Annotated in this window: 9 protein-coding genes, 1 tRNA gene and 1 pseudogene; all 11 read left to right on the top strand. The window is 52.2% G+C overall.

Annotation, left to right across the window (positions count from 1 at the left end; translation table 11 throughout):
- The first annotated feature begins 108 nt into the window (after positions 1-108).
- The 11 genes and pseudogenes from LIO64_RS05275 (at position 109) to LIO64_RS05325 (ending at position 11,821) form a co-directional block, all read left to right on the top strand.
- Positions 109-435, top strand: coding sequence for a hypothetical protein (locus tag LIO64_RS05275; RefSeq protein ID WP_290548402.1), 327 nt, complete (start codon positions 109-111; stop codon positions 433-435).
- 15 nt (positions 436-450) lie between these two features.
- Complete coding sequence (locus LIO64_RS05280) at positions 451-939, top strand: phage holin family protein (protein WP_290548403.1); 489 nt, start codon at positions 451-453, stop codon at positions 937-939.
- Complete coding sequence (locus tag LIO64_RS05285) at positions 900-1,283, top strand: hypothetical protein (RefSeq protein ID WP_290548404.1); 384 nt, start codon at positions 900-902, stop codon at positions 1,281-1,283. The genes LIO64_RS05280 and LIO64_RS05285 overlap by 40 nt, the downstream gene beginning before the upstream one ends.
- A 417-nt stretch (positions 1,284-1,700) precedes the next feature.
- A complete protein-coding gene (locus LIO64_RS05290; protein ID WP_290548405.1) occupies positions 1,701-2,783 on the top strand; it encodes a type IV pilus twitching motility protein PilT in 1,083 nt (360 codons plus the stop codon).
- A 25-nt stretch (positions 2,784-2,808) separates the two neighbouring features.
- Entirely contained in the window at positions 2,809-3,903 is a 1,095-nt protein-coding gene (locus tag LIO64_RS05295; protein ID WP_290548406.1) for a type IV pilus twitching motility protein PilT, read from the top strand.
- A 27-nt stretch (positions 3,904-3,930) separates the two neighbouring features.
- Positions 3,931-5,004, top strand: a complete 1,074-nt coding sequence (locus LIO64_RS05300) for a peptidylprolyl isomerase (protein ID WP_290548407.1) — start codon at positions 3,931-3,933, stop codon at positions 5,002-5,004.
- A 1,052-nt stretch (positions 5,005-6,056) separates the two neighbouring features.
- Positions 6,057-6,132 (top strand) — tRNA-Ala (locus LIO64_RS05305).
- A gap of 53 nt (positions 6,133-6,185) precedes the next feature.
- Positions 6,186-7,727, top strand: a complete 1,542-nt coding sequence (locus LIO64_RS05310) for an O-antigen ligase family protein (protein WP_290548408.1) — start codon at positions 6,186-6,188, stop codon at positions 7,725-7,727.
- Positions 7,728-7,823: 96 nt separating this feature from the next.
- On the top strand, positions 7,824-8,573 hold the full coding sequence (kdsB, locus tag LIO64_RS05315) for a 3-deoxy-manno-octulosonate cytidylyltransferase (protein ID WP_290548409.1): 750 nt from the start codon (positions 7,824-7,826) through the stop codon (positions 8,571-8,573).
- 11 nt (positions 8,574-8,584) lie between these two features.
- Positions 8,585-10,183 (top strand): annotated as a pseudogene (locus LIO64_RS05320) (CTP synthase); the annotation flags it as partial.
- Between the two features lie 75 nt (positions 10,184-10,258).
- The gene (locus LIO64_RS05325) at positions 10,259-11,821 is read left to right on the top strand and encodes a sodium:solute symporter (RefSeq protein WP_290548411.1); all 1,563 of its coding nucleotides are present in this window, start codon (positions 10,259-10,261) and stop codon (positions 11,819-11,821) included.
- Positions 11,822-11,966 lie beyond the last annotated feature (145 nt).

Consider the following 11,966-nt stretch of genomic DNA (forward strand, 5'->3'; position numbering starts at 1 on the left):
ACTTGCCAATAGTGGGAAGCGTGCTAAATAATCCCTAATGTGAGAGGCGAAAACATGTAAGCCGACATGTTTTTCAACAGGAACCAACCCTTAACACTCTAATCAACCATGCAAGACAACCAAACCGAACTTGAACCGACCGCAGCAGCAAATGACACCAATTGCTCCTGCCCTTCCGCCCGCGAGCTTGCCGTTACCAGATTTCAACAAGCCAGGGCGTTCGCCGCGGCTAAAGTAAACCAGATCCGCAAGGCAGCTACGGAACAGGCCGGAACCATCCGTGACTACGCCCAGGAAAAGGGAGAAGTCATTCGTGACCAGGCCAAGAAATTCCATGAAGCAGGCGAAGAATACGTGAAGGAAAAACCCACCCAGTCCGTGCTGATCGCCATGGGTGTGGGCCTTCTGATCGGTCTTCTGATCCGCCGCCGTTAACCCTCATTCCGCGCCATGCGCTTTGCCAGCGCATGGCGCCCCTCTTCAAGCCGAGCCATGGGACTGATTGACAAATTCAAACGCACCTTCGTCACCCCCATTGTGGAGGAAAAGGAAGAAGGCGTAGCCATGGCCCGTTCCCTCCGGGAAACCGGAGAGGCCGCACTCGCGCACATGGAGGCGCTGTGTTCCCTGCTGAAACTGGAGCTGGAGGAAGCCTCCCAACGCCTGGGAAAAAAAATGCTCCTGCTTCTGGCGGGTGCCTTCATGGCCGTCTTCGGCTACCTCTTCCTGTGGTGCCTGCTGACCATGGTCATGGCCCACTTCTGGGGAGTCATTGCCGGATTTGCAGTAACGGCCGGTTTTCATCTGCTGGTTGCCGCCGCGGCGTTCATCATGTTCAGCCGCATCCACGTCACGCCCATCGCGCCGGCCACGGCGGAAGAACTTAAAACGGATTTATCATGTCTGCAAATGGCTCTCAAGAAAAGCTCGCACTCCTGATGCGGGTGGCCTCCTCCCGGCTGGACATCGTCAATGAGGCGGATACGCTCGTCCAGAAGACGCAGCAGCAGGTGGACCATTTCCGGCACTTGAAAAAAAGGGCCATGTCCCTGCCTGTCATCGGGTCCATCATCGGCACCGTGGGCGGCATTCTGCTGATCAGGATGTTTACGGGGAAAAAGAAGCAACCGACAGCTCCGCCGCATCCGCGGACGTCTGGAAGCTTGATGAACTCATCCCTGTTCCGCTTTGTCATTGAAATCCTGATTACGCTGGCGTTTCCTTCCTTAAAAAAGATGGGAATTGACCTAGCCGGCAAAAAAATTCTCAACCTGTTCAAGTAACAGGTCATTTTCCGGGTGAAGAAAACCGGGATAACTGTCGGAATGGTTCGGAGAACCTTCCAGAAAGTGGGTCGGAATACTGGCGTCGGCTTTATTTTCCACACGGAATACCTTTACAGGGAAAGAAAATGCCCTTCTGGAACAAGGAACAAACGTCTCCAGACAATCGAAAACTTGGTTAAAAGAACGTTCCCTTCCTTGTTTCCAATATCTCCGGAATAAAATATCTACTAATTTCTCACGGCATCCCGACAAACATTTTTTGCAACCTCCGCCACCATTTTCTTTAAAAGGGACCGTCCTGCCGGGGCACCGGAACAATGGATGCACAGAAATCATTTCCCAAGCATTTTTTGCTGGTCAAAAAAGCCCCGTTTCCGTTAGTATGTAGCTTTATCAGTTTGCTGCATTCACAACATGAGCGAATACATTTTGCCCCACGTCGACGGATATCTTAAGCTTGGACAGGATTTTGACTGTTCCGATATCCACCTTGCCGTCAACAGCCGCCCCACCTGGCGCCGGTTCGGCCAGCTTCTCCCCATCTGGGACGAAGCGCCCAATCTCACGCCTCAGGACACGGAAGTGCTGGCAAGGGGCTTTCTGGAAGACCCGGAATGGAACCGCCTTCAACAAAAAGGAGACGTGGACTTCGCCTATGCCAATGAGTTCGGCCGCTACCGCGCTTCCGTGGTCAAGCAGCGTCTGGGCTATGACATCTGCTTCCGTATCATCAACACACGGGTGCGCACCATGGAGGAAATCGGCCTTCCGACGGAATATGTAATTCCCCTCACCCGCTATACCAACGGCCTCATTCTGGTAACGGGCTCCGTGGGTTCCGGTAAATCCACCACGCTGGCCTCCATCGTGGACTTCATCAACCAGGACCGCCACGACCACATCATCACGCTTGAAGACCCCATCGAATACCTGATCCCCTCAAAAAACTGCCACGTCAACCAGCGTGAAGTGCACAAGCATACGGAATCCTTTGCGCGCGCTCTCCGCGGCGCTCTTCGTGAAGACCCGGACGTCATCATGGTGGGTGAAATGCGCGACCTGGAAACCATCTCCCTGGCGCTCACGGCGGCGGAAACCGGCCACCTGGTTCTGGGCACCCTTCATACGGGGTCCGCAGCCCGTACGGTAGACCGTGTGCTGGACGTCTTCCCGGTGGAACAGCGCGACCAGATCCGCATCATGGTCAGTGAATCCCTGCGCGGCATCATCTCCCAGCAGCTGGTGCCCAGGGCGGACGGCAACGGCCGCGCCCTGGCCATTGAAATGCTTGTCAACACACCGGCCATTGCCAACTGCATCCGTGAAGGCAAGACATTCATGATCCCCGGCTGCATCCAGACCGGGAAGGCCCAGGGCATGATCCTGATGGACGACTCCCTGAGAGCCCTGCACCAGGCGGGCCTCATCACCACGGACGACTGCCTCTTCCGTGCGGAAGACAAAACCATCATGAAATCCTTCCTGGGAATCAAGTAACCTTTAATTTTGACACACTCCTGTTATGGCTGTTATCGACCAATACTTTAAATACCTCGTAGAATCCGGAGGCTCCGACCTCCACCTCAGCGAAGGCCAGCCCCCAAAAATTCGCGTCAACGGGACTATTTCCGCCATTTCCGACGAAAACCTGGAAGGCCAGTCGTTCAAAAACCTTCTTGCGGAAATATGCGATCCCCAGGCCTTCCAGAAATATCTGGAGGAAGGGGATCTGGACTTTGCCTACGAAATGGATGAAACCTCCCGCTTCCGTTGCAACTACTTCAGACAGCAGCATGGTCTGGGAGCCGTCTTCCGTCTCATTCCCACAAAAATTGCCACGCTGGAAGAGCTGGGCGTGCCTACCGTCGTGAAGGAATTCGCCCACATGAGATCCGGACTGGTGCTTGTCACGGGCCCCACGGGTTCCGGCAAATCCACCACCCTGGCCGCTATCATTGACTACATCAACAGCAACCAGTCACGGCACATCATCACGGTGGAAGAACCTATCGAATTTGTCCACCCCAATAAAAAATCCATCGTCACCCAGAGGGAAGTGCCTCTCCAGACGCCCTCCTTCGCAGACGGTCTGCGGGCTTCCCTCCGTGAAGACTCTGATATCGTCCTGGTGGGTGAAATGCGCGACCTGGAAACCATCTCCCTGGCGCTTACAGCGGCGGAAACCGGCCTTCTGGTGTTCGGAACCCTGCACACGAACAACGCCAGCAAGACCATTGACCGTATCATTGACGTATTCCCGTCCGACCAGCAATCCCAGGTGCGCACCATGCTTGCGGGTTCCCTTCGCGGCGTCGTGGCCCAGCTCCTGATGAAACGCAGCGACAAGCCGGGACGCGTAGCGGTCAATGAAATCCTCTTTGCCACGCCTGCCGTGGCGGCCATCATTCGTGAAGGAGCCACGCAGAAAATCCCCGACGTCATCGTCGGCGGCAAGGCTATGGGCATGCAATTCATGGACGACGCCATCTGGCAAAAACTCCAGCAGGGCATCGTCTCTCCGGAAGAAGCCTACATGAAGTGCATTGAAAAGAAGAGGTTCCGCAACTTCCTTCCTCCGGAATCCGCCCGCCTGGCAGACTCCGGCGGTGGAAACTAGGCCCTGTGCCCCTGATTTGTTCTTCCCATGTCCCCCACTGGAAAATTCACGTTCAAACTCGTGATTTACGGAGCGTTCCTGCTCTATCTGGTGGGGGACCTGTTTCTTTGGCATGGCTTTCTGGCCGGCAGAATGGATGCTTATCTGAAACCGATGCCGGGGCCGCCCGGAGACAACTCCGCACGAATTGCAGAAGTCTACGGCGAACCTGTCACCGCCAACCAGATCTCCCGGAGGATCACGGAACTCCAAATCCTCCGCAAACCTCCCGTGCTGGACTTGGATGGAGGTATCAGGCTCACCCATGAACCGGACGTAGCCAGCGACCTTGCTCCACGGGCCACGTACGACCTGATCGGCTCCTCCCTTCTACGGTTGAAAACCAGGGTGAATGACCTTCAGCTGCCCAACCGTAATGCAGAAGCCACACGCGCCGTGGAACAAATTCGCTCCCGCTTTGATGGAAACACGGAACAATACCTGAAAACTCTGCATGACCAGAAGATTAATCAAGAACAGCTCCAGGAAAAAATAGCGGCTCGACTCAAGCAGACAGAACAGATTTACCGGGCAACGGCCCAGGTAGCAGATCCGTCTGACGAAGACTTGAAAACGTATTACCATCTGATCCGTGATCAGCTTAAAACACCTGATCTCCGAAAAACCAGACATATCTTCCTTGCCACCTTGCACAAGGATGGCGCCCAGGTCAGGCAAACGGCGGAAATGTTGCTGGGACGCCTGCAATCAGGGGAATCCTTCTCCCGGCTTGCCAGAGAATTCAGTGAAGACGAACGTTCCGCACCGGCAGGAGGAGAACTGGGATGGATCAGCCCGTTACGCACATTTGAAACTCTGGACCTGAATCTGGCAGACGTTCCCGACAACAAGCCGGTACTCCTTAAAAGCCGGTGGGGATGGCATATTGTGGAAGCTTCCCCTATAAAAAAGGGACGCATCCCTTCCTATGAAGAAGCGCTTCCAGCCCTGAGGAATGCGGCCCAAAGTTTGAGAAAAGCACAGGCTGTAGGGCTGTACATGGATGGCCTTTTTGAAGAAGCCCATCTCAGAAACCGTATCAAAAACAAGCAGGATCGTTGATACTTCAGTTCCAGCCCCTCCTACACATCTCTTCCCATATCTATTGATCCGGATTATCCCCCTCCGATAATCTGTTCTTTTCACAGGATGCGCTAGTCCATCCCTATGGACTTCACAGCATAGATTGATTCATCGTCCTTTCCTACCTCTTGAGGAGGTCACGCTTGAAGGGGTTTCATCCAGCCTATATATCCTGCTACATTTTCCTATTTGTGCTTCTGTAGCCTCCCTCTGCTATTCACAATTATCCACCTGCATCCGGGGGACAATGATGCCTTATGGCACATGGAACTTGCCTCCCTGTTATTCTCTTCCTTCTCGTGGCGTATCGTAAAAAATACTTCTCCTGCCTGGGCTAGTTCTATAGTCACAAATCACACAAATTACTCACAACCAAAATATTACACATACTTCTTCCTTTAATTATAGTTTATGACAATCTCTTGCCGACTTCTGTACAGTCCGTCTCGGCAAAAGCATAAAAACTTCTTCCGGGGAATCCAGCCCTTGGTCTCCTTCAGCGAGTTCTACCTTCTCAACTAAACCTTCATAGACAGTCCAAAGAAAAAATTGGGGACCACATATTTAACTAACCAAACGATTTTCCCGCTATCCTCTTTTTATCTGCACTTTATGCACTACTTCTGATTTCGGAATCAGTACGGAATGATTCTGCCATTCTCTGGATAGGCTCTATTCTACTATTAATTGCCGGGGAAATCATCCTTCATTATGGCAAGAAACATCCGTACGGAAAACGGTTCTCCTCCAATTTGAAACGAACTTCCCCCACAGTCAGAAACATCCCTATGCCTGTCATTGAAAATAAGATCTGTTTTTCCGGGAATACAGGTATCCACCCCAACTTCCAGCTTTTTCATCTACCTTCTTTTCCCGAAAAGAAGAACTGCCCTCTAAAAAATTCTCTTCCAACTATAAACCGGAGGCCTGCGGAAAAGAGAAACAAAATCCTCCATCTTATTTGCCTTATCTGACGAATTCCGCTTGCTTTCAAGCTGAAGATGGACTAGATTTTTTCCGGTATTTCCCACGGGGTATTAGCTCAGCTGGTAGAGCGTCTCGTTCGCAATGAGAAGGTCAGGGGTTCGAGTCCCCTATACTCCACCATCCATCTCTCTTTCCTGTAACTGCATTTCAAACAGGAATCAAGGATCGGCCCTATGAATGGTAATCTGTTTAAAATTGTACTGATCTCAGTCATTGCCATTCTCTTAGCGATCATAGGCGGTGTCATGTCAGCGGATGGGGATCCCGTTTCCATTGCTCTGGCCATTTCCCCCTTTGCTCTGGCCGGACTGCTCCTGATGAAAGAAAAGGTGTGGTATCTCTGGATATTATTTCCCATCCTGTTCATCCCTTTTCCTCTGTTGAAGGACTATAGTCTGCTGTTGATCTACAGTGCCACTATTCCCTTCTATTTATGGAACGTCCTGCTCAAACGCTCGTCTCTGACATGGAATTCCATTCCGTTGCTGGACGTCGTTATTCTGATGATGTTCCTCCACGTGGGCTATATTTTCCTAACCCATCCCTTTGGTCTGGGGGTAAATATCTTGAACGACTACTACGGAGGCAAGGGATACATCCTGTTTCTTCAGGCACTCCTTGCCTACCTGTGCTTTTCCTCTTTAAAAACCAATAGCAGAGAGTTGGGCAAGGTGTTGCAATGGAGTGTTTTCCTGACTATCGTCTTTACGCTAATAACTACAGCGAAAAACATTATCTCACCTGATTCCGCGGGTCTGGACCCGGCGACAGCTTCCGGAAACGTTTCGGAAGAAAATATGAGAAACGCCTCGTTCCTACCTCTTTCCCAGCTGGTACTTCTACTGCTCATTCTGAATTATTCCGTATGGCAGATGTTGAAGCGCCCGTGGTGGATCATCCTGGCAGGTATTGCCGCCGTAGGCGTTATGATCAGCGGCTTCCGTTCTGCGATTGCCTATCTCTTGTTACTTTTCTTTACTGTCTCCTTCCTTTACCGGAGATGGTTTTTCTGTATCGTAGCACCTCTTCTGGGGCTGCTTGCCCTCATTATCATGTCCTCCGCCGGCATGTTGCATTCCCTGCCCTTCAGCATACAGCGCACGTTGTCCGCTGTGCCTTTCCTGGACGTCAGCGTACAAGCTAAATCAGATGCGGAAGGATCTATAAACTGGCGTCTTGAAATGTGGGAATGGGCACTTGACGACCGTGAACATTTCATTCAAGACAAGGTATTCGGGGACGGATTTTCACGAAACATTAACATCGTGAAAGCCAATATCTACGAAGAAGCATACAACCTCTCCCATGACCAAACTTCCTTTGCATGGAACGGCCTGTGGCACAGTGGCCCTATTTCCACCATTCAAACGCTCGGCTACATCGGTTTATCCCTGTATTTCATCTTGTCTATTATCGGAATGACCTATGCATGGATCGTTAGCAGAATCTACTGTCATCATGAATACAGGCTGGGCATTCTGTACGTTTCAACCCTCTACTTCATCAGTCCGATCTCCTTTTTCGTGATCTTTGGGGACAGTATTTACATCGCTCACAACATTGTTTCCCTGAGCGTTATCAAAGCATTATTCTCCTGTGCCAAAAGGGAAGGTCTGTACATATCCCCTTACGCCCGCAGGGAGTATATGCCTCTCATCATCCAGAAGACAGTGGAGAAAAAACAAACTGACGAAATACCTGTTATTTCCAGCTAACTATTCCATCTCTCTCCGAAAAACAGGTGGTTCTAATGCTTGAGGCTGGACTAATCCAAAGGGAGTTGCTACTTTTCCACAGCGTTTACTCTTTCCATGGCATCAGCTCCTTCCCATCACATCATCGGCCTTATTCCTTCACGCTGGGGATCTTCCAGATTTCCGGGTAAACCTCTTCACCTCATTGCAGGTAAGCCGCTTGTCCAGCATGTATGGGAACGCATTTCCCACTGTTCCCGCCTTGATGACATTGCCATTGCCACGGACGACCAGCGCATCTTTGACACCGCCATTGCTTTTGGCGCCAGGGCCATTATGACCTCCCCGGACCATCCCAGTGGAAGCGACCGTCTGGCGGAAGCGGTCCGCTCTTTCCCCTCTGCCACTCATGTGGTCAACATCCAGGGAGATGAACCTCTCATTGACCCGGCCCTGATAGACAACCTGGCAGACGCCCTGGTTTCGGACACAGCCCTGTCCATGGCTACCGTGGCCTGTCCTATTAGCCAGGAAGAAGATCTGAACAACCCGAACATTGTTAAAGTCGTTCTTGCGGGCAACGGAGACGCCCTGTATTTCTCCCGTTCTGTCATTCCCTATGCACGCAATCCCCGCCTCTCCCCTCCCTTGCGCCATTTAGGCATTTACGCCTACCGTCGGGATTTTCTTGAAAATTACGTGCGCTGGAATCCCACCCCTCTTGAACAAACGGAATCTCTGGAACAATTACGCGCCCTGGAAAACGGTGCCAGAATCAGAGTCATCCTGACGGACCATGTCAGCGTGGGCGTGGATACTCCGGAACAGGCTGCCCAAGTGGAACAAATTTTATTAAACATACATTAGGAACCATAACCATGAAATACATCTTCGTCACAGGTGGTGTCGTCTCCTCCCTCGGTAAAGGACTGGCTGCTGCATCCATCGGTACTCTGCTGGAACGTTGCGGTTTGAAAGTCACCCTCCAAAAATTCGACCCCTACCTCAATGTGGATCCCGGCACGATGAGCCCGTTCCAGCACGGGGAAGTGTACGTCTTGAATGACGGTGCGGAAACGGACCTGGATCTGGGCCACTACGAACGTTTCGTCCACTGCAGCCTTTCCCGCCTCAACAACCTCACCTCCGGTCAGGTCTTTGAAAACGTGTTGAGGAAGGAACGCCGGGGAGACTATCTGGGAAAAACAGTTCAATACATTCCGCACGTCACGGATGAAATCAAAAACCGCCTTTATGAAGTCACGGACAAATCGGACGTGGATATCATTATCACGGAAATCGGCGGTACGGTAGGCGACATGGAAGGCCACATCTTCCTGGAAGCTCTGCGTCAGTTTGCCCTTGAAGTGGGCCGCGACAACGTTTGTTTCATCCACGTCACTCTGCTCCCCTACATCAAAGCGGCAGGGGAAATGAAAACCAAGCCCACTCAGCAATCCGTCGCCAAGCTCCGGGAAATCGGCATTCAGCCGGATGTGATCATCTGCCGCACGGAATACGACATGAGCGAGGACGAACGGCGTAAAATCGCCATGTTCTGCAACGTGGAAGCCAAAAACGTCATCGCCTTCCGCGACGTTAAAAATACCATTTACGAATGCCCCCTGGATCTTAGCCAGGATAAAATAGACCGCATCGTTACCAAGCGTCTGGGATTGGACGTCCCGTCTCCCAACCTGGCGGACTGGCAACGTTACGTTGGCCGTGTCATCAGCCCCAGCCACTCCATACGGATTGCCGTAGTGGGCAAATACATCGCCCTTCAGGACGCTTACAAATCCATTTACGAATCCTTCACTCACGCCGGTGCGGAAAATGACGCACGCGTGGAAATCCTGCGGGTGGATGCGGAGGAACTCGAGGAAAAAGGCGCTGCCGCTCTGATCGGTTCCGTAGACGGCATCCTGGTGCCGGGAGGTTTTGGAGATCGTGGCATTGAAGGGAAAATACAGGCGGTGGAATATGCACGTACCAAAGGTATTCCATTCCTGGGCATCTGCCTGGGCATGCAGGTGGCAGTCATTGAATACGCCCGCCACATCTGCGGCATGGACGATGCCAACTCCACGGAATTTGATAAAAAGACTACCCATCCTGTTATAAGCCTTCAGGAAGAACAAAAGGGAATCAAAGCTATGGGGGCCACCATGCGGCTGGGAGCCTATAAAGCCTTGATTCAGCCTGGCACGCTGGCATATAAACTGTACGGCAAGGACAACGTCACGGAACGCCACCGCCACCGTTATGAATTCAACCCGGCCTACCGTGAAGAACTGGAAAACGCAGGGCTGGTCATCAGCGCCGTCAATGATGAACACGGCCTGGTGGAAGTTGTGGAACTTCCCGGCCATCCCTTTTTCATCGCCTGCCAATATCATCCGGAATTCCAGTCCGCCCCCAACCGCGCCCATCCACTCTTCTCCGGTCTGGTTTCAGCGGCTCTGGAACACAAAAGTCACTCCTGAAACATTCATTGAGCCAAGGGCCTTTTCTGGAATCCTCGTTCCGGAAAAGGCCTTCTCTTTCCAGGCATGGTTACAGACCTCTTCGTCATCGTCATTTACTTTCTGGCTATCTTCTGCATTGGCATTTATGCAGGACGCAGGCAGAGCTCTCTGACGGACTATGCCCTGGGCAACCGATCCCTGCCCTGGTGGGCTATTCTGGCCTCCATCCTGGCGGCGGAAATCAGCGCCGCCACCTTCCTGGGCGCTCCGGGGGAAGGCTTCCATACCCGCAACTTCACTTACGCCCAGCTCTGCATCGGCACCATCCTGGGGCGCATTATTGTAGGCAAGCTCTTTCTCAAGCCCTACTATGACTACAAGGTGGTCTCCATCTATGAATATCTGGAAAAACGATTCGGACTCCTAACACGCCGCACGGCCTCCATGGTCTTCCTGATCAGCCGTGTACTCGCCAGCGGAACAAGGCTTTATTTTGCAGGCATTCTTCTGGTTATTGCCTACCAGTTCATGACGAATACTACGGCGGACTCCAACCAAATAGTCCTGCTCTATATTGCAGCGCTGGTCCTCATTTCCATTGCCACCACTATTTATACGGCCATAGGAGGATTGAAAGCCGTCGTTTGGACGGACGTCCTCCAGGCTGTCGTGCTGGGGATCTCCATGCTCTCCGCCATTTGGATTCTGCTCTCTCACATTCCCGGAGGATGGACTTCCATTTCTACCGCCATGGATGGAGGGGACGATTGGAAATTCTTTTCGTGGGGGACAAAGGAAGGCTTGAACTTCCTTCAGCAATGCTCCCACGTGCTGGGTCAGGAATATACGGTATGGGCCGCTTTCCTGGGGGCCACCTTTATCACCATGGCCACACACGGTACGGACCAGGATATGGTCCAGCGTATGCTAGCGGCAAAAAACAGCAAGGCGGGAACACGGGCTGTCATCGTATCCGGCTTGCTGGACTTCCCCATCGTCATTGTCTTCCTGTTTACCGGCATTCTTCTCTACGTTTTTTACCAATACAATCCGGCATCCCTTCCCGCAGACACTCCTCAGCTCCATGTCTTTCCCTACTTCATCATTCATGAACTGCCCAACGGCATCCGGGGGCTGTTGATTGCCGGTCTGCTGGCTACCGCCATGGGCTCCCTGTCCACAGCCCTCAACTCCCTGGCCACTACCGCTACTAAAGACTGGTACCAGGGAGTACTCAAACCAGAGGCTACGGAACGGGAACTGCTCCGCTGCGTGCGCTGGGGAACGGCGGGATTTTCCCTGCTCCTCATCATCGTCGGATCCATTACGGCATGGTATGTGGTGCATCATCCGGACGTCCGTATCATTCAAATTGCCCTAGGCATCTTCGGCTATACTTACGGCTCTCTGCTTGGCATCTTCCTGCTGGGAATGCTAACTCGTACCAGAGGAAATGACAGGGGCAACATTATTGCCATGACGGCAGGATTCCTGGTCATTGCCTTCCTGACGGAACTCATCCCTCTTCCCTCTGACTGGAAACAGTATATTCCGGAAATAGCATTTCCGTGGCGCGTGACGATCGGCACTCTGATAACCTTTGCCGTCGGTTTCAGTTTCAAGCGTCGCCATCTTATTGAGCGTTGAACGTTCTTCCTACTGAGATCCTATCCTTTAGTGAGGGAAGCAGAAGATAGAAAAGATAGGGATTAGGGGGGAGATGGGGATTATAGGGGCAATAGGGACTGCCCTATCCACCCTATTCTTCTTGTCCCCTATCTTCCCCTCTAAT

The organism is Akkermansia sp. (genome assembly GCF_020860705.1).
Lineage (GTDB): Bacteria > Verrucomicrobiota > Verrucomicrobiia > Verrucomicrobiales > Akkermansiaceae > Akkermansia.